Genomic DNA, 19,416 nt, shown 5'->3' on the forward strand with positions numbered 1-19,416 from the left:
AAATGATAAAAAATATGGGAAACATGAAGAACGGAAAATACAGGGAAACAAGCAAGATGAGTGACCTGATATGCGAGAATTATCCGATGGTCCTTGTGATGAGCCGCTTCGGTATCGACCTGGGGTTCGGAGAGAAAAACATCGGGGAAGTATGCCGGCAGAATAAGATCGACACATATACATTCCTGACTGTCGTCAACTTTCTGACGGAAACGGAGACAATCCCGGCAGCGGAGGTCCATAAAGATATCTCCATCTCTTCGCTTATCACTTATCTGCATAATGCACACGACTATTTCCTGAACTTCCGTCTTCCCCATATCCGCCACAAACTGACAGAGGCGATCGTGAGCTGCCCGAAAGATGTGGCCTTCGTGATCCGCCGCTTTTTCGACGAATATGCCGAAGAGGTACACAAACATATGTCGTACGAAGAGAAAACCGTCTTCCCGTATGTCCGCAATTTGCTGGAAGGAAAGAAAGACCCGAAATATAACATCACCATCTTCCGCAAACGGCATGACCAGATCGAGATGAAAATCACGGAACTGAAGAACCTGATCCTGAAGTATTATCCGGGACCGGACAGTAACTTGCTCAACAGCGTCCTGTTCGATATTTTCGCAACAGAACAAGACCTTGCCTCTCATAACCGGGTAGAAGACTACATCTTCGTACCTGCTATTCTGTCTTTAGAAAAACAATAAAACCACTTGCCATGTCCACTAACATTAAAATAACGATAGCCGAATCATCCTCCATCATCCGGTGCGGACTGGAAACACTACTGAAACGCTTACCTGGATTCCGTATCCAGATATCCGAAATAACAGCAGCAGACTGTCTGACAGAGGGCTTACGCATTTATAAACCGGACATCCTGATCGTAAATCCTTCCATTCCGGGAAACTTCAACCTACAACATCTGAAAGACGAATGCGGCTGCCCGGATATGAAATGTTTTGCCCTTCAATATAATGTAAGCGACCCGTTTCTGCTTCGCTCCTATGACGATCAGATATCAATATACGATAATGCCGATGAGTTGAAAAATAAATTGGAACGCCTCAACACCGAAGAAGTTCCGTCCGAAGAAGGGGAAAACGAGGACCAGCAGACACTGAGTAGCAGGGAAAAAGAGATTGTCATCTGTGTGGTAAAAGGCATGACAAACCGAGAGATTGCAGACAGGTTATACCTATCCACCCACACCGTTATTACCCACCGCCGGAACATCGCCCGAAAATTGCAAGTACACAGTGCCAGCGGCTTGACTGTCTATGCCATCGTAAACAAATTGATAGAGTTGAAAGACTTGAACGGCTAACAAACAGTACCGTTCCTTGCTTTATTAAGTAATTTTCAACTCTCAATTTTCTGATTTCAATTAAATAGCCTTATTTTTACGATCTATACTATAAAAACACAATATAAATATGAACCTGATAAGGAAAACATACGACACGACGGAAGTGCAAATCACCTCCTTTCAATCCTCCAAAGGCATAACGGAATACCATATTTTCTTCCAACAGACGAACTGCCTGGAGGACTTTCACACTCAGTTACAGCACATACAAGATGTTTACGCCCATTCAGTGGAAGAGTTGCCGGGTAATCCGGTCGCTATTTTCCGGCGTTATTTTCTGAGTGACGTAACCAACCAGACAGATGAACTGATGGAACGGGAACGGCTTTCCCCCTATTGCGCACTATCAATCGTACAGCAGGCTCCGATGAACGGCACGAAGATTGCATTGTGGGCTTGGCTGCAGACTGGCGTACAAACACAGGTGTTGCCAAATGGGTTGTTTGAGGCGCGTCACGGTGCATACGGCCAGCTTTTAGGTGCCAACCAGTGCAACAGGGCAGCCAATTCGGAATACCAGACCCGCCTGATCTTCCGCGATTATATCCTGCAACTGACGGAAGCCAATTGCACACTGGCGGCTAACTGCCTGCGCACGTGGATCTTCGTACAGAATGTAGACGTGAATTATCCGGGTGTGGTAAAAGCCCGCAAAGAAGTGTTCGCGACACAAAACCTGACAGAAGAAACTCATTTCATCGCCAGTACGGGAATCGAGGGACGCTATTTCGACCCGATGGTATTCGTGACAATGGACACATATGCTGTTTCCGGTATCTGCCCCGGACAAATCCGCTATCTATATGCACCAGAACACCTGAACCGCACATATGAATACGGCGTTACGTTTGAACGGGGCACAGCTGTCACATACGGCGACCGCCGCCATGTCTTTATCTCCGGCACGGCAAGCATCGACCGATACGGAGAAATCGTGCATGCTGGCGATGTCATAAAACAAACTTCCCGCATGATTGAGAATATCGAAGCCCTGCTGAAAGAAGCGGACGCCACTTTGAATGACATCATGCAAGCTGTAATCTATATCCGCGATACGGCGGATTATGCGCGGGTCAAACGTTATATAGACGAACATCATCCCAGCCTCCCTTATATCATCGTACGTGCTCCGGTTTGCCGAACCGGCTGGCTGGTCGAAATGGAATGTACAGCGGTGACAGCCAAAGGAGATGAACGGTTTGCGGCACTTTAGCCATTTGGGCAGAATCCTTTTATCATAATAACAACGAAGCCCCGACGGAATTACTCTGTCGGGGCTTGTTTTGTGTCTGCTCTCTTTCCTCACGGAAGTACAGGCAGCATTGTTATTTTTTTACTTTAGTATTAATGTACCACTTGTTCGCCCTCGCGGGGTAATTGACTGGTCGGAAAGACCGGACACATGGTCATTATTTGATTATAAAATCTTTATTTCAATATAGTAGAGACACTGTTTCATAGTGTCTCTACGGGAGATCATTATTACTTAACGATCGCTTTAACAGCTTCTTCACCTTCAACAGCTACTACAACTACGCCCTGAGGAGCAGCAATTGTTGCATCGCTTGAAGTGATAACTGTGTTAGCAACTGTCTGGCCCAAGATGTTAGTGATAACAACTTTCTTACCTTCAGCGTTAGCTACACGTACAGCACCCTGCAAAGCGATTACTGTAACTTCAGATGTTGCAATTTCTTCGTTGTCTGTTGCCAGCTGATCGTCAACCTTATTTTCAACATTGAAGATCAAAGCTCCGTCGCCACCTGTTGCAGCATGTGAGAATGTAGATGATTTGTCTGTCAAAACCACACAACCATTCTGAATCTTCAACCATGCAGCATTTTCAGGTGCAATAATCTTATTGTCATAGTTGTTCGATTCGAACAAGAACTGATTTTCTACGCCTTCTTCCGTTACATTACCTGCATTTTCCGGATGTACATAACGGAATGACCAAGTGTAATTCTTATGGTCGTCACCGTCAAGTCTATTCTTGATCAAATATGATTTAGAAGCAAGATTATTCACAGAATCATTATAAGCTTCCAAAGCATCGAAGCTAATCTTATCGTTAGCCAAAGCTACGAATTCTGCCGGCAGGATCCACAACGTATCGGCAACACGGATACCTTCAACGAAACCTACGCGAGTATAACCACCCTTGATATCTGCATAAGGTTTGTCCTGACCGTAAACATCTACAGAATCCTGGAAACTTACCAAATATTTAGCTCTTTCGAAGCCAGGGATAGCCGGAGTAGCGTGAACACAATGTTCTGCGTCTGTAATATTACCGTCTTTGTCTACGTGAGGACCATCTTCCGTACAAGGTTTACCCGGAGTTCCAGCAAAGTCGTTATGTGCAACCGAAATCAAGTATTGCGGTTTGATATAACCAGCACCACGATTAACCCAAGCAGTATCGATCTGGAATGACAAACCTGTTGCTTTGTCAGCTGTCCACATACCCAGATAGTCAACATTAGCATCAGTCAAGTTGCTATTGTTTTCATCCATCAAGTATTCCTTACGGATCGTTTCGAAGAATCTCAAGCTGTCACGGCCGTCCGTTGCGCTTTCACTCAGTGCAACGTTGTTGAAACGACGATACAACGGAGTTGTAGAAGGTTCAACAGTGAAAGCAGAAGTTCTTGTTTCATTCAGCAACTGAACTTTCAGACCAGCACTCATACCGTCATCAGCGATACCGACTTTCTTCGTATCAGCTGTATTTTGAATTTCAGTAGCATGAGCAGTTCTATTATAATAAGATTCGACGATAGCATAGAAGTCTTTACCATCATAGTGGTTGTTTTCTTTAAAGAAGAATGTATCAACAACCATCTTAGTATTATAGTTTGCTACACCCATTGAATACTTGCTTCCATAAGCTTCAACCAAACGATCCTGTTCGTCTTTAGCAATGACATAATTCGTTCTTTCCAACTGAGCCAGTCCCGGAATCTTTTTCAAAAGAGCGGCATCAACATCGATACCATATTCGTATGTAGAACCTTCAACCAAAGCATAATCGCCGGCATCCTGCTTAACATAGATCAAAGAATCTTTACCTGTACCGTTAGCAATCCAATATTCCATTGAGAACGGGTTCAGATAATTGAATTTATATCTGTTGACCAACAAATCTTTTGAGTCGATATGTTTGTAACCTAACTTCTTATCTTTGATGATTGCAGAGTCTTTGATCTGAACAAACGTTACGTTGTTCAACATATCAGCACCCGTTGTAAGTGTATAGATTTCACCATCTTCATTCAAACGGAACTGAACGTTATCCCAATCTTTCGCATTCGGGAATTCACGGTTTACAATTTTAACCGGAGAAACCGGTTGAGATACCTCTGCGTTCAATGTTTTTGTAATAACCCACTGGTATGCAGGCATGTGCAACGGCTCCTGTTCGTCCAATGTCACCCATTCGATTGCATATTGATTTTTACCTTCTGCATTTTTATGAATAGGAGCAGCCAATACCTGACCCTTTGCATTCTTGATGATATACAAACCGTTGTCAACAGAAGTCTTATCGCTAGTTACGAAACAGCCTTTCAGACCGAAACCGATCTTTGTATTAATAGGTTGTTCTCCAATTGTAGCAATACGATCCGCAACAGTAAAGTTCTGCAACTTAACATGCAATTTAGCAGCATCAACATTACCTTCAGTCTTAAACGGATCTACAAACTTATCACCATAATTATAAATTTTTCCTTTCGCTGTACCATCAATTTCGCTCCAATACTTTTCAGCATTCTTATCTGATTTGTAACGAGCCTGTTTAACCTGGATACGCAGTTGATCCAAAGAAGGACGATAAGTAAATAAGAACTTGTGCTGATCTACTAACAATGAGTTATCAAAATCTTTTTCTTTAGCCATATCAGTCCAGCCAAACTTCAAGAATTGAATACCAACACCATTAGCAGCAGTATCCACTTTCAAATAAGCATTCGCATCGGATTTAGAAGTCACATATACGAAGTTATGATCAGTATCTGCTGCAACTCCTTTAGCAACAAAAGCAGTCGTTGAGAACGGATTGACATCTGCATTTGCATCCGGAGTAAATGTAAGCACATTCTTATTATCTTTCAAATAAGCATTAATTTCAGCCGCACTCAAAACGTAAGTACCTGCATCATAAAGAGTAAATTGAGCTCTCTCCGATTCTGATCGGGCAACAGATGCTTTTACTTTTTTTGCCTTAAGGCCTCCATTATCACCTTTTACCAATAAAAGAACATTATCAGCTTCTTGATAAGTAAATAAAGGCATATTACCTTTCAAATTTTCCTTGTATTCCGGAGAAAATGCCCAACCGCCAAAAGTTTCGCCAACAGACAAATTACTCTTCGTTTTTTCTCCTACCTGTAAACCAACAACATCTTCTTCTGAAATAGCTAAAAATTCACCAGTTGCTTTATTTACAAAGTCATAGATCGGTTCTTTGCCTTGACCTTCTTCCGTCACTTGAACACACCACAGAGAAGCCTGTAAATCAAAGCCATCATTTACGTTCTTTAATACATACTTGCCATCTTCTATAACAAGCACCTGAGTACCAACTCTCAACTGATACACTCCACTCAAAGCCGCCTTATCCAACTTAGCAACAGCTGTAGCATTAGCTCCCACAGCTGCATTATTGAGGTCAGCCGCATTTACAGCTGAGAAAGCTGAAGAGAACAGTAAGCTAGCACACAAAAGAGTAGAAAACTTTTTGTTCATAATTCTAAATTTAATATTAATACTAATGTTTATAAAAGTTCAGTTCTTATCGTACGTTTGTTAACTATTGTATCTTGAAATCGAATACGTACGTTTTTTTTCGTCATTTTTTGGGAGCATTCAGTAAGTTCGTGAGCAAAAGAAGGTTTTTTGTACATATTAAGCTATCTGATTGATAAGAAAGAATATAGAAAAGAAAAAAACTTTGAAGAAAGAATTGCAGGTTTAAAAAGTATATGTATTTTTGTAGCTGAAAAATGACGAAAAAAAACGTACGTTTTCATTAGTCATTTCTAAATATCCTCTTATTTTTCTATATATCAACATCTTAAATACGATCACACACCCGATTTCACTCTTAAAATTCTTCACTTCCGCGTACATTATATAAATTAGTATATCTTTATTAATCAACCCATTACAAAAACTGTCAAAATGTAAAAAACACCTTTTTTGCGAATTACTACCCAAAACAGCCCTTTTCAGTCCCTAGGCAAGACGGATATTTTCCTAAAATCCACAAATCATTCGTTTCCTGCCGCAAAACAAATGTGTCTGCGGTCGAAACTTTTATTTCAATCGTTGGAACTATCTGACTTACCGAATTTACTAATTCTGTAAGCGCAGTCTGCGGAATCTATTTTTTATGTATCTTTGGCTATTCAAACACCAAGACAAGAGAGAAAAGCCTATGTATAAGAATGGTAAATATCGGGAAACCGATAAAATGAGTGATCTGATCTGTGAGAATTATCCGATGGTGCTCGTCATGAGCCGCTTCGGTATTGCACTCGGATTCGGAGAAAAGAATATCGGAGAGGTATGCCGCCAAAACGGTGTCGATCCCTGCACGTTCCTGACCGTCGTAAACTTTCTGACGGAAGAGATATCCGCGCCGATGACAAACATTGACAAATGTCTGTCGATCGAGGCTTTGATCACTTATCTGCATAATGCACACGCCTATTTCCTGGACTTCCGGCTGCCCCATATCCGCCGTAAACTGACCGATGCTATTGCAGACTGCCCGAAAGATGTGGCGTTCGTTATCACTAAATTTTTCGACGAATATGCAGCAGAAGTCCACAAACACATGTCGTATGAAGAAAAGACAGTATTTCCATACGTCCGGGGATTATTAAAAGGGATAAAAGACCCGAAATACAACATAACGATCTTCCGAAAACATCATGATCAGATCGAAATGAAGATTATCGAACTGAAAAATATCTTGATCAAGTATTATCCAGGACCCGGAAGCAACCTGCTGAACAGCGTCTTGTTTGACATCTTCGCGACCGAACAAGATCTGGCCTCCCATAACCACGTAGAAGACTATCTTTTCGTCCCGGCGATCCTGACTCTTGAAAAAACAATACAGTGATGCCTATGAGCGCCTTATTAAACATAGCGGTTGCCGAACCGTCTGCCATCATCCGCAGTGGGCTAGAAGCGGTATTAAAGCGAATTCCCGGATTCCGCATCCAGATCATCGAAATTGCCACTGCGGAGCTTTTGCAAGAGACACTTCGCTCACACAAACCAGACATACTGATTATTAACCCGTCACTTCCCGGTTACTACACCATTCAGCTTCTCAAGGAAGAAACCGGCTGTACGGAAATGAAATGCATAGCCCTGCTGTATGCCGTCGCTGATCATGCCCTGCTGCGACCTTACGACGACCAGATCAACATCTATGACAGCCCGGACGAGATCCGCCACAAGCTGGAACGCCTCCATACGTCACCGGAAGAGGAAACCGAAAACGAAGAACAGCAGACGCTCAGCGCACGCGAAAAAGAAATCGTGGTCTGTGTCGTCAAAGGGATGACAAACCGCGAAATAGCCGACCGCCTGTTCCTTTCCACACACACCGTTGTTACACACCGACGCAACATCGCCCGGAAATTGCAGGTACACAGTGCCAGTGGTCTGACCGTATACGCCATTGTTAACAAATTAGTTGAACTAAACGATATCAAATTATAATCCATGAAGAAAAACAAACTCGCCGTCCTTACGTCATGCCTTGTCCTGTCAGGGACATTCTGTACGCAGGCACAAAACAAAACGCCACAGGAAATCCGGATACCGGATACTTACAAATTAACGAACAAGTCTATCTACCGGAATGGCTGGATAGATTTCAACAAGAATGGGAAAAAGGATGTATATGAAGATCCTACGGTCCCGATCGATGCACGTGTCGAAGACCTCCTTTCGCAGATGAATGTTGAAGAAAAAACCTGCCAGATGGTTACGCTCTACGGTTACAAGCGGGTGCTGAAAGACGACCTGCCGACATCGGACTGGAAAAAACAACTCTGGAAAGACGGCATAGGAGCCATCGATGAACATCTGAACGGTTTCCAACAATGGGGACTTCCTCCTTCCGACAACCCGTATGTCTGGCCGGCTTCCCGTCATGCCTGGGCTTTGAATGAAGTACAACGGTTCTTTATCGAAGAGACACGCCTCGGCATCCCGACCGACTTCACGAACGAAGGCATACGTGGGGTAGAAAGCTATATCGCCACCAACTTCCCGACACAGTTGGGATTGGGACACACCTGGAACCGGAACCTGGTTCATAAGGTCGGCTATATCACCGGGCGCGAAGGACGGTTGTTGGGATATACCAATGTCTATGCTCCGATCCTCGATGTCGGGCGCGATCAACGTTGGGGACGCTATGAAGAGGTATATGGCGAAAGCCCGTATCTGGTAGCCGAGTTAGGTATCGAAATGGCAAAAGGAATGCAGACTGACCATCAGGTTGCCGCCACTTCCAAACACTATATCGCTTACAGTAACAACAAAGGCGGACGCGAAGGGATGGCACGCGTAGATCCGCAAATGTCACCACGCGAGGTCGAGATGATCCATGTCTATCCCTGGAAACGGGTGATCAAGGAAGCCGGGATCCTCGGAGTCATGAGTTCATACAACGATTACGACGGATTCCCCATTCAGAGCAGCTATTATTGGCTGACGACACGTCTGCGTGGCGAATTCGGTTTCCGCGGATATGTGGTATCGGACAGCGACGCCGTCGAATATCTTTTCTCTAAACACGGAACTGCCGCCGATATGAAAGAATCCGTGCTACAAAGCGTATTGGCGGGATTGAACATACGTTGTACATTCCGCTCACCGGATTCATACGTCCTGCCACTTCGCGAACTGATCGCGGAAGGAGCTATTCCAATGTCCACCATTGATGACCGAGTGCGTGACATCTTGCGCGTCAAATTCCTCGTTGGATTGTTCGACCATCCGTATCAGATCGATTTGAAAGAGACCGACAAAGAGGTAAACTGCGCCGAAAACCAACTGGTAGCCTTGCAGGCTTCAAAAGAATCGCTCGTTCTGTTGAAGAACCAGGATGCCGTCCTTCCTTTAGATGTAAACAAAATTTCCAAAATCGCCGTATGCGGTCCGAATGCAGATGAAGAGGCATACGCTTTGACACACTACGGCCCGCTTGCCGTAGAAGTGACAACCGTGTTGGAAGGCATTCGGAATAAGGTAAAACCAGGAACGGACGTGCTCTTTACGAAAGGTTGTGATCTGGTAGATGCCAATTGGCCGGAATCGGAACTGATCCGTTATCCGTTGACAGCCGAAGAACAGAGCGAGATCGACAAAGCAGTGGAAAACGCGAAGAAGAGCGATGTGACTGTAGTCGTGCTGGGCGGAAGTAACCGCACCTGCGGAGAAAACAAATCGCGCTCCAGCCTCGATTTGCCAGGCCGCCAACTCGATTTGCTGCAAGCCGTCGTAGCCACTGGAAAACCGGTCGTATTGGTGCTGATCAACGGACGTCCGTTGTCTATTAACTGGGCGGACAAATATGTTCCGGCTATCCTCGAAGCCTGGTATCCGGGTTCGCAAGGCGGTACGGCCATTGCAGACGCTCTGTTCGGCGACTATAACCCAGGTGGAAAGCTGACCGTCACCTTCCCGAAGACAGTCGGACAGATTCCGTTCAACTTCCCGACCAAACCGAATGCACAGGTCGACGGCGGACGCAACAAAGGGTTGGACGGCAACATGTCCCGCGTGAACGGTCCGTTGTACCCGTTCGGCTACGGATTGAGTTATACGACTTTCGAATACTCAGACATTTCGATCCAGCCAGCTATCGTGACACAGGTTCAACCGGTCACCGTCCGTTGCAAGGTGACGAATACAGGTAAACGTGCCGGAGATGAGGTAGTACAGTTATATGTACGCGATATCCTCAGCAGTGTTACGACCTACGAGAAGAACCTCGTCGGCTTCGACCGTATCCATCTGAATCCGGGAGAAACGAAAGAGCTTACCTTCACTATCGAACCGCGCGACTTGCAGCTGCTGAATAGCGATAACCATTGGGTGGTAGAACCGGGAGACTTCAAGGTTATGGTCGGAGCCTCATCCGAAGACATCCGCCTGAACGACCGTTTTACGGTAGTGGAATATGGTAAAGAGCAGGCAAACATATCGGCAGCTTCCCGACAGCAGAAATCAGTTATTGCCAGCTCTACTCAGGAGTCTGCTCCGTCAGTATTAGACGGCAACCCATCTACGGCTTGGAAAGCCAACAAGGGTGAATACATAACTTTTGCACTCGAAAACAACGCCTCTCCTAACAACATCGCGATTGCCTGGAAAGAAAAAAGCAAAGATGCCAAATTTGAAATCCAACTCTCCGGTGGCGGAGGCCAGTTCCTGACCGTATATGAAGGGACGGTAGAAGCTACGAACGAGCTGACGAATTACCGGTTCAAAGGCACGACCGCCAGTGATATCCGTATCGTAATAACCTCCGGCAATGCAAGTATCTCGGAAGTAAAAATCAAGGAGTTGAAAAATTAAGAATTAAGAATTAAGAAATGGTGTCTTATGCATTCATTTCTTAATTCTTAATTTTTAATTCTTAATTTATAAATAGATTTCCCCAAAGAACTCCGGACAATGGAAGTTCGGAGAAGGAAGATCAATCGGACTCCAACTTACGAAATGCGGAAATTCCGTATCGTCCGCACATTTATAAAAGTTGCCCATTATCTTTTCCGGTAGGTTGTCAGGATCGAGGCCCATCAACCGGAAAGGAATGGCAACCACCAACTCCCAGCTATAAACCCCCAGTTTCTCTGTAAAAGCGACATGAGGAAGACTTGAAAAACGACGTATCGAAGCATACTCTTCGGGGGTCAGAGATTTCTTCGAATCACGCGATTCCCGATAGGAAGCATCACATGTTCCGATACAATTAAACTCGAAATTGTAGTAATTGGGATCATTCACCCGCTTCATAAAAAACTCCACGCAACTATCTTGATAGACAGGTGAACCATCCGTTTCATAAAGAGCTTTCAATGAATTGCCTTTTACAAAGTAACGAATATACAGATTCACTTTCGATCTTGCGATATCGAAAGCCACGATAGGCTTATAGGAATATTCCTCCCAGTTAATCACATCGATCGACTCTCGCTGGGCCTTTTCCATCAAAAAGCCTACGGACGACAGATCCAGTACGTCCAGCGTTTCCAAATAAGGGACTTTCAGTTTCTTCATTATCAATTATAGATTTGGAGTAATGGTAAATGTAAATAAGAAGTCAGCAATACGGATAAGACTCCGATTATAGCCAAAACAATAATGACCGATCCTACAATCCTATTCAATAACCATATACCTCGCACGTTAAACCATTTTTTCAATTTAGCAACTATATAAGTGATTCCGAACCACCAGAGAACAGCCCCCACCCCAATAAAAGCAATGCCACCCGACAGCATCCAAACAGAATGTTCCGGCAAGACAAAACCAAAGCGGGCAAACAAACCAATATATAGCAATACGATTAATACGTTGCTAAAGGTAAGAAGAAAAGCTGTAATAAAATCCTGAGTGAAAGATAACTTTTTCTCCCGTTGTTTTCTAAGATTCCGGACAGGATTGGATTGGAAAATATAATAGCCGAAAATACCCAATACGATACTGCCGATCAATTGCAAAGGAGCCTGATTCGCCTCCACAAAGTTCACCACAACTCCCATCCCCAAGCAAGTCAGTGCAGCGTAGATCACGTCTGACAGAGCAGCCCCTAATCCGGTAACAAACCCATGCCAACGTCCTTTGTTCAGCGTTCGTTGTATACATAGCATACCGATCGGACCCATCGGGGCGGAAACCAGTACGCCAATAACAATTCCTTTACTTATCAATCCCAGCATTATCCTTCTATTTTCTGCCTAATGATTTGCAAAGATAACGCAAACCGGGAGCAGAATAAAATGAACTCGTCCATTTTTAACCAAAAAACACCTGCAGGAATGTTTTTTAGATTACCTACAGGCGTTTTCACACTTTATGTAAAAAGGCTATTTAGCTTTTTCCTTTTCCAATATAGCTTTCAACTTTGCAACGATTTCGGGATGTTCGGCCGCCAGATTCTTCTTTTCTCCGATGTCCTGCTTCAAGTTGTAAAGCTGTTCTTCCTTGCTGTTGCCCAACTCGATATTCGTCAGTTTAGCATAAGCAGCACCATTACTCGGAGCTATGTATTTCCATTCGCCGTCGGAGACAGAAAGAGAACCGGCAACTTCGACCACATAGTCGCGCCCTTTCAAGTCCTTCCCCAAGAATGCGTCCAGATGATCCCGGCTGTCAGGACCGGCCCCTTCTTCGAGCGGCTTACCCATCAGGCTTGCCATGGAGGCATACAGGTCGATCTGTGATACCAATGCGTCGGAGACACCCGGTTTTACCTGAGCCGGCCAGCTCACAATCATCGGAACACGCGTACCGGCTTCGAAGATACTGTATTTACCACCACGGAACGGCCCCCAGGGTCTATGTTCGCCCAACAATTCCACAGCCCGGTCTGCATAACCATCATCCACAACAGGACCGTTGTCGCTACTCAACACGATCAAGGTGTTTTCGGCAATACCGGCTTTTTCGAGTGCGCCCATTATTTCGCCTACGGTCCAGTCGAATTGCAACAAAGCGTCGCCACGAGGGCCCATGCCGCTCTTGCCGACAAAACGGGGATGCGGCCAACGGGGAACGTGCGCGTCGTTGGTTCCGACATACAGGAAGAACGGTTCATCTTTGTGGTTTTCAATAAATCGGACAGCTTTGCAAGTGATGCTGTCTGCAATGTTTTCATCTTCCCACAAGGCCTGCTTGCCCCCTTTCATGTAGCCGATACGCGAAATGCCGTTCACGATCGCCATATCATGCCCATGGTTCGGACTCGGTTTCAATTTGGTAAGCAATTCCGGATGGTCTTTTCCCAACGGTTCGCCAGGGAACGGTTTTTCATAGCTCACTTCAATCGGATCATTCGGATCAAGATTGACGATCCGCTGATTCTCAACCCACACACAAGGCACACGGTCGCCTGTGGCAGCCATTATATAGGAATAGTCGAACCCTATATCTGAAGGTCCCGGCGTGATAAAGCCATTCCAATCCTGTCCTCCCGTCCTGTCAGACAATCCCAAATGCCATTTACCTATAGCACCTGTTGTATAACCACACTCACGAAACATATCGGCAACAGTCGGCTGTTCGGGACGAATGACCATTCCGGCATTTCCAGCCGCAATCCCCGTGTCATTCCGCCTCCAAGCATAATGCCCCGTAAACAGCGAATAGCGCGACGGCGTACTGGTCGCAGCCACCGCATGCGCATCCGTAAAACGGACACCTTGGGCTGCCAGGCGTTCCACATTCGGCGTATGGATCGTTTTTGATCCGTTGCAACTCAGGTCGCCATAACCGATATCATCGGCTATCAGGAAAATAACGTTCGGCTTCTTCTGTTGCTGTGTTACTTTTTCTTCCGCCTTTTGTCTGTTTCCAGAACAGGAGGCCAGCAAGGTAGCTCCTATTCCCAATACGATTGTTGATTTCATGATAATAAATTAACTGTTAAATGATAAACCCTTTCTCCATTTTGAGATTGTCAATCCGAGAATCCCGAAAACGTCCTCCACACTCCGACAATTGTTTTTCAGCAAATCTCGCCGGGAGCTATAACCTTATTGTTGACAAATATACAATAAAACGAAGTATATCACAATTTTCCAAGATTGTAATCTGCATACGAAGTTTTCTGCTAATCCTCTATCACTCTATCACTACAAAGGTTGTAGCTATTCATATTCAAACGTCCAAAGGCAGTGATACAGGACGTTTTCCCCTATCACTCCTCTATCACTTCTAAAACAGGACGTTTTTGTCATACAATTGAAAACCAACACATTACCTTCTATTACTTTTGAAAAAGCATATAAAATAATCGAATAAACAAATGTAAAAACGAATATAACAGGTATTAAATTGGTGGAATACGGTTCTTCATTCCACAAAAGCTATCTCTTTTTTTAGCAAAGACAAGCACATCATTCCGTAAACACCCCCATGTTGCCATCCTTTACATCCGGGCGTAGAGAGCCGGTACATCCGGGTGTAAGAGGGGGCAACATGGGGGTGTCCGGCAACTAAAGTACCATGCCGGACAATAAAAACCACCCGGTTTCACCTATTTTATAGCCATTTTTACATAAAATAATCGAGTGATTTATAAGGATGGAAATCGGGTATTTATTGCTTTTGTTATTTGTAATACGCTACTATACAGATGTGTATAAGCGCAATTTCTGTTTTCCATCCAAATTGCCTGTGATAGGGTAGTGATACCGTAGTGATAGAGAAAACGGGCATATATCACTAACGAAACAAGTTGAATATCAATCGATAAAAAAGGAATCAGTGATACAGTGACAGAGGAACACCGTTTTGACATACTTCAATAAACAATTATTTGTAAAATGGTTTCAATATATTCCCTGCCGAGCCATACGCTCCACATTCGGTGTCCTATACCAGTCGTTCAACGCACAACGAACCAGATTACCTCCCTTATCCGTCAAAAAAAGGCAAAAAGGTATCCATTACTCCCATATCATCCACCAAGAATAACACAATATTAGGAAATTCTTGTGCCAGAAGCAACCGACTCGAAAGAAGTAACCGATCATCAAAAACTCTCCTTCCGGACCATTTTTCCAGATTTCCATTCCGTAAGGAGAAAAGTAACTTTTAGGATGTCCGATATGATTCCCAGCTATATTAATATCCATACCGTTCTGCAATGGATTTTCTGTCACATGCCATTTTCCTATATGGCAAGTCTGGTAGCCTGCTTTTTTCAATACTTCCGGAAGAAGCCGGACACCCGGCTCCAGAGCTGTCCGGTTGGGATATCTCCAAAGCATTAAGCGAGATACGCAACCACTTGGTTCGCCTCGATATTCTTGCCATACTGATCTGTGTGATCGACAGTTCGTCCGGCCATTAGTTTTTGACATTTTGCGCAAGTCCCGCCAGTTTCCCTATCGGGCACCATCTGCGAGGCTCCGTTTTTAACCGAAAAAGGCCTTTGTTGGAACAAATTTATTTTCTTCAACAGATTTAAGGGAAATTCGGTTAGTAAGCACTATCTTTGCACTTTGTAAGCGAGGGGTATCCTTATATTATCCCCCGTATGAACGGAATACCATTAATAAATCGACGATATGATTCTATTCTTTCAATCTCCAACAAAGACGGTGTTAGCTGTGGAGGCTGCACACGCTTTCTCTCCTGAAGATGTAGAAAAATTAGTTTGGGCTTTTAGCGAGGCAAAACCTCTCCAGGCTGAAACATTGGAAGGCTGGTATGTTGGTCCACGCCGGGAAATGATTACCCCGTGGAGTACGAATGCCGTGGAAATCACCCAGAACATGGGACTCACCGGTATATCACGCATCGAGGAATACTTCCCAGTTTCTTCCGGCGAAGCAGAGCATGACCCGATGTTACAGCGTATCTATGACGGTCTGAACCAGGACATCTTCACGATCAGTAAACAACCGGACCCGATTGTTTATATCGAGGATATCGAAGCCTACAACAAACAGGAAGGACTGGCATTGAGCGATGAAGAAGTAGCCTACCTCAACGAAGTAAGCCAAAAGCTGGAACGCCGGCTGACCGACAGCGAAGTGTACGGTTTTGCACAGGTGAACTCGGAGCACTGCCGTCACAAAATCTTCGGCGGTACATTTATTATCGACGGAGAAGAGAAAGAAAGTTCTCTCTTTAACCTGATTAAGAAAACATCGGCGGAGAACCCGAACAAATTGGTTTCCGCCTATAAAGATAATGTGGCTTTCAACGAAGGCCCGGTGATCGAACAGTTTGCTCCGGCAAGCGGCGACAAACCGGATTTCTACGAAGTGAAAGAAATCAAATCGGTTATCTCACTGAAAGCTGAAACCCACAACTTCCCGACAACAGTCGAACCGTTCAACGGTGCGGCTACCGGATCGGGTGGTGAAATCCGTGACCGTCTGGGCGGCGGAAAATCATCCCTGCCGATTGCCGGAACAGCCGTTTACATGACATCTTATCCGCGTACGGAAGGTGCACGCGAATGGGAAAAGATCCTCGATCCACGCCCCTGGTTGTACCAGACTCCGGAACAAATCCTGATCAAGGCCTCCAACGGTGCATCCGATTTCGGTAACAAGTTCGGACAGCCGCTGATCTGCGGTTCGGTCCTGACATTCGAACACGAAGAGAACAAGAAAAAATATGCTTACGACAAAGTGATCATGTTGGCCGGCGGTGTCGGTTATGCTAATATGCGCGACGCGTTAAAGGGCGATCCCGCACCGGGCGAAAAAGTTGTCCTGTTAGGTGGTGACAACTACCGCATCGGTATGGGCGGAGGCGCTGTCTCTTCCGTAAACACGGGCCAATATACCAGCGGTATTGAGTTGAACGCCGTACAGCGCGCCAACCCGGAAATGCAGAAACGCGTTTCCAACGTGATCCGTGCGATTGCCGAATCGGACAACAACCCGGTTATCTCCATCCATGACCACGGCGCAGGAGGTCATTTGAACTGTCTCTCCGAATTGGTGGAAGCAACCGGCGGACATATCGACATGAGCCAGTTGCCTGTCGGTGACCCGACACTTTCCGCAAAAGAAATCGTAGGTAACGAAAGCCAGGAACGTATGGGTTTGCTGATGAAGGAAGAAGATGTTGCCCGTGTACAGCGCATTGCCGACCGCGAACGTTCTCCGATGTATGTGGTAGGTGAAACGACCAACGACATGAAGTTCGTATTCGAACAGGCCGACGGCGTGAAACCAATCGACATCAAACTGGAATATATGTTCGGTAAACCGCCAAGAACGATCATGAAGGATCATACGGTCGAAGAAACATACGCTCCAGTCGTTTATAAAGAATCCGAACTGCATCACTATCTGGAAAATGTACTTCAGTTGGAAGCTGTTGCATGTAAAGACTGGCTGACCAACAAGGTGGACCGTTCGGTGACAGGTAAGGTCGCACGCCAGCAGTGCCAAGGCGAATTGCAGCTGCCGCTGAGCGACTTGGGTGCTGTAGCACTGGATTACCGTGGAAAAGCGGGTATCGCCACATCTATCGGGCATGCTCCGCAGGTAGCGATGATCGACCCGGCTGCCGGTTCTGTCATGGCGATTGCCGAATCATTGACAAATATCGTTTTCGCTCCACTGTCCGACAAGCTATCAGGTGTATCTTTGAGTGCCAACTGGATGTGGCCATGCCGTAACGAAGGCGAGGATGCCCGCCTGTACAAAGCGGTCCAGGCTGCTTCGGACTTCGCTTGCGCACTGGGCATCAATATCCCGACCGGTAAAGACTCTCTGTCCATGACACAGAAATATGGCGACGACAAAGTGATTGCTCCGGGTACGGTGATTATTTCTGCCGGTGCAGAAGTCAGCGACATTCGCAAGATCGTATCTCCGGTATTGGCCCACGAAAAGAATTCTTACATATATTATATTGACTTCTCGTTCGACACGATGAAGTTGGGCGGTTCCGCTCTTGCACAAGTTCTGAACAAATTGGGCAACGAAGTCCCGACGATAAAAGACAGCGAATATTTTGCCGACGCATTCAACGCCGTACAAGATGCCATCCAAAAAGGGTTGGTTCTCGCCGGACACGACATTTCTGCCGGTGGTATGATCACGGCATTGCTCGAAATGTGTTTCGCCAACGTGGAAGGCGGTCTGGAAGTGAACCTCGACAAGTTGTCGGAACAGGACATTGTCAAGATTCTGTTTGCCGAAAACCCGGGTATCCTGGTCCAGGTGAAAGACAAGAAAGCATTCGAAAAGTTGATGGAAGATGCAGGAGTAGGTTTTGCCATTATCGCCAAGCCGACTTCCGAACGCCACATTCTGGTTTCCAAAGAAGGCGTCCAATACCATTTCGGCATCGACTACATGCGCGACGTATGGTACGAATCATCTTATAAACTGGATATCAAGCAGAGTGGTAGCGTATGTGCAGGCAACCGTTTCGAGAACTACAAGATGCAGCCACTGGAATTCAAGTATCCGAAGAGCTTTACCGGCAAGCTGTCTTCTTACGGCCTGACTGCCGATCGCAAAGGAAAGAGCGGAATCCGTGCCGCCGTAATCCGTGAAAAGGGTTGCCAGTGCGAACGTGAAACGTCTTATGCACTGTATCTGGCAGGTTTCGATGTGAAAGATGTTCACATGACCGATTTGGCTTCCGGACGCGAAACATTGGAAGACGTAAACATGATTGTATTCTGCGGCGGTTTCTCCAACTCCGACGTTTTAGGCTCTGCCAAAGGATGGGCCGGAGGTTTCTTATTCAACGAGAAAGCCAAGAAGGCGCTGGATAACTTCTATGCACGTCCCGACACCTTGAGTCTGGGTATCTGCAACGGTTGCCAGCTGATGGCCGAGTTAGGGGTTGTTTATCCGGAACATGAGAAGAAACACAAGATGTTGCACAATGATTCGCACAAGTTCGAATCGAACTTCATCTCGGTCGAGATCCCGAAAAACCATTCTGTCATGTTCGGTTCTTTAAGCGGTTCCAAATTAGGAATCTGGGTGGCTCACGGCGAAGGCAAGTTCTCTTTCCCGTATGAAGAAAAAGAATACCATATTGCACTTAAATACAACTATGAAGGCTATCCCGCCAATCCGAACGGTTCGCCTTGGTCGGTTGCCGGTGTCTGCTCGCACGACGGACGCCATCTGGCAATGATGCCTCACTTGGAACGTGCGATGTTCCCATGGCAATGCGGTTACTATCCTGAAGATCGACGAAACAGTGACGAAGTCACTCCATGGATCGAAGGTTTCGTGAACGCACGGAAGTGGATAGAAGAGCATAAGAAATAATATTTGGATAGGAAGTTGCGT

The 19,416-nt window shown here is 45.5% G+C and carries 13 protein-coding genes and 1 pseudogene; 8 read left to right on the forward strand and 6 right to left on the reverse strand.

Annotated elements, in window-relative coordinates:
- Window positions 1–2: 2 nt before the first annotated feature.
- The 3 genes from NQ542_RS11950 (at window position 3) to NQ542_RS11960 (ending at window position 2,582) form a co-directional block, all read left to right on the forward strand.
- Entirely contained in the window at window positions 3–707 is a 705-nt protein-coding gene (locus NQ542_RS11950) for a hemerythrin domain-containing protein (protein WP_005634124.1), read from the forward strand.
- An 11-nt stretch (window positions 708–718) separates the two neighbouring features.
- Window positions 719–1,327 (forward strand): response regulator transcription factor, encoded by a 609-nt coding sequence (locus NQ542_RS11955; RefSeq protein WP_005634126.1) that lies wholly within the window; start codon window positions 719–721, stop codon window positions 1,325–1,327.
- Window positions 1,328–1,436: 109 nt separating this feature from the next.
- Complete coding sequence (locus NQ542_RS11960) at window positions 1,437–2,582, forward strand: Rid family hydrolase (RefSeq protein WP_005634128.1); 1,146 nt, start codon at window positions 1,437–1,439, stop codon at window positions 2,580–2,582.
- A 269-nt stretch (window positions 2,583–2,851) separates the two neighbouring features.
- Here NQ542_RS11960 and NQ542_RS11965 read toward each other — a convergent pair whose 3' ends face one another.
- Window positions 2,852–6,118, reverse strand: coding sequence for a DUF6383 domain-containing protein (locus NQ542_RS11965; protein WP_005634130.1), 3,267 nt, complete (start codon window positions 6,116–6,118; stop codon window positions 2,852–2,854).
- A gap of 691 nt (window positions 6,119–6,809) precedes the next feature.
- Here NQ542_RS11965 and NQ542_RS11970 point away from each other — a divergent pair.
- Genes NQ542_RS11970 through NQ542_RS11980 form a run of 3 tightly spaced genes read left to right on the forward strand, consistent with a single transcriptional unit; the run spans window position 6,810 to window position 10,981 of the window.
- Window positions 6,810–7,502, forward strand: a complete 693-nt coding sequence (locus tag NQ542_RS11970; protein ID WP_005649463.1) for a hemerythrin domain-containing protein — start codon at window positions 6,810–6,812, stop codon at window positions 7,500–7,502.
- 5 nt (window positions 7,503–7,507) lie between these two features.
- Window positions 7,508–8,110 (forward strand): response regulator transcription factor, encoded by a 603-nt coding sequence (locus tag NQ542_RS11975; protein ID WP_039849717.1) that lies wholly within the window; start codon window positions 7,508–7,510, stop codon window positions 8,108–8,110.
- A 3-nt stretch (window positions 8,111–8,113) separates the two neighbouring features.
- The gene (locus NQ542_RS11980) at window positions 8,114–10,981 is read left to right on the forward strand and encodes a beta-glucosidase (protein ID WP_005634138.1); all 2,868 of its coding nucleotides are present in this window, start codon (window positions 8,114–8,116) and stop codon (window positions 10,979–10,981) included.
- A 66-nt stretch (window positions 10,982–11,047) separates the two neighbouring features.
- Here the strand turns inward: NQ542_RS11980 and NQ542_RS11985 are convergent, their stop codons facing one another.
- From NQ542_RS11985 to NQ542_RS12005, 5 genes and pseudogenes are all read right to left on the reverse strand, one after another.
- Entirely contained in the window at window positions 11,048–11,686 is a 639-nt protein-coding gene (locus NQ542_RS11985; protein WP_005634140.1) for a carbohydrate-binding family 9-like protein, read from the reverse strand.
- Window positions 11,687–11,688: 2 nt separating this feature from the next.
- Window positions 11,689–12,348 carry a LysE family translocator gene (locus NQ542_RS11990; RefSeq protein WP_005634142.1) on the reverse strand — a complete coding sequence of 220 codons (660 nt, stop codon included), beginning with the start codon at window positions 12,346–12,348 and terminating at the stop codon, window positions 11,689–11,691.
- Window positions 12,349–12,495: 147 nt separating this feature from the next.
- The gene (locus NQ542_RS11995) at window positions 12,496–14,037 is read right to left on the reverse strand and encodes a sulfatase family protein (protein WP_005634146.1); all 1,542 of its coding nucleotides are present in this window, start codon (window positions 14,035–14,037) and stop codon (window positions 12,496–12,498) included.
- Between the two features lie 930 nt (window positions 14,038–14,967).
- Window positions 14,968–15,139 (reverse strand): annotated as a pseudogene (locus tag NQ542_RS12000) (N-acetylgalactosamine-6-sulfatase); the annotation flags it as partial.
- On the reverse strand, window positions 15,079–15,372 hold the full coding sequence (locus NQ542_RS12005; RefSeq protein ID WP_333558992.1) for a hypothetical protein: 294 nt from the start codon (window positions 15,370–15,372) through the stop codon (window positions 15,079–15,081). The pseudogene NQ542_RS12000 and the gene NQ542_RS12005, both read right to left, overlap by 61 nt.
- On the opposite strand from NQ542_RS12005, the gene NQ542_RS17970 reads away from it, so the two are divergent.
- Together NQ542_RS17970 and purL are read left to right on the forward strand one after the other, a co-directional pair.
- The gene (locus tag NQ542_RS17970) at window positions 15,279–15,485 is read left to right on the forward strand and encodes a hypothetical protein (protein ID WP_005634154.1); all 207 of its coding nucleotides are present in this window, start codon (window positions 15,279–15,281) and stop codon (window positions 15,483–15,485) included. The two genes, NQ542_RS12005 and NQ542_RS17970, sit on opposite strands and share 94 nt — an antisense overlap.
- Window positions 15,486–15,702: 217 nt before the next feature.
- Entirely contained in the window at window positions 15,703–19,395 is a 3,693-nt protein-coding gene (gene purL, locus NQ542_RS12010) for a phosphoribosylformylglycinamidine synthase (protein WP_005634157.1), read from the forward strand.
- Window positions 19,396–19,416: the final 21 nt, after the last annotated feature.

It is taken from the genome of Parabacteroides merdae ATCC 43184, assembly GCF_025151215.1.
Lineage (GTDB): Bacteria > Bacteroidota > Bacteroidia > Bacteroidales > Tannerellaceae > Parabacteroides > Parabacteroides merdae.

What these genes read in the sequence shown, in the direction of transcription:
- NQ542_RS11950 (WP_005634124.1), top strand. Translation starts at nt 3, where the DNA reads ATGATAAAAAATATGGGAAACATGAAGAACGGAAAATACAGGGAAACA.
- NQ542_RS11955 (WP_005634126.1), top strand. Translation starts at nt 719, where the DNA reads ATGTCCACTAACATTAAAATAACGATAGCCGAATCATCCTCCATCATC.
- NQ542_RS11960 (WP_005634128.1), top strand. Translation starts at nt 1,437, where the DNA reads ATGAACCTGATAAGGAAAACATACGACACGACGGAAGTGCAAATCACC.
- NQ542_RS11965 (WP_005634130.1), bottom strand. Translation starts at nt 6,118, where the DNA reads ATGAACAAAAAGTTTTCTACTCTTTTGTGTGCTAGCTTACTGTTCTCT.
- NQ542_RS11970 (WP_005649463.1), top strand. Translation starts at nt 6,810, where the DNA reads ATGTATAAGAATGGTAAATATCGGGAAACCGATAAAATGAGTGATCTG.
- NQ542_RS11975 (WP_039849717.1), top strand. Translation starts at nt 7,508, where the DNA reads ATGAGCGCCTTATTAAACATAGCGGTTGCCGAACCGTCTGCCATCATC.
- NQ542_RS11980 (WP_005634138.1), top strand. Translation starts at nt 8,114, where the DNA reads ATGAAGAAAAACAAACTCGCCGTCCTTACGTCATGCCTTGTCCTGTCA.
- NQ542_RS11985 (WP_005634140.1), bottom strand. Translation starts at nt 11,686, where the DNA reads ATGAAGAAACTGAAAGTCCCTTATTTGGAAACGCTGGACGTACTGGAT.
- NQ542_RS11990 (WP_005634142.1), bottom strand. Translation starts at nt 12,348, where the DNA reads ATGCTGGGATTGATAAGTAAAGGAATTGTTATTGGCGTACTGGTTTCC.
- NQ542_RS11995 (WP_005634146.1), bottom strand. Translation starts at nt 14,037, where the DNA reads ATGAAATCAACAATCGTATTGGGAATAGGAGCTACCTTGCTGGCCTCC.
- NQ542_RS17970 (WP_005634154.1), top strand. Translation starts at nt 15,279, where the DNA reads ATGGATTTTCTGTCACATGCCATTTTCCTATATGGCAAGTCTGGTAGC.
- purL (WP_005634157.1), top strand. Translation starts at nt 15,703, where the DNA reads ATGATTCTATTCTTTCAATCTCCAACAAAGACGGTGTTAGCTGTGGAG.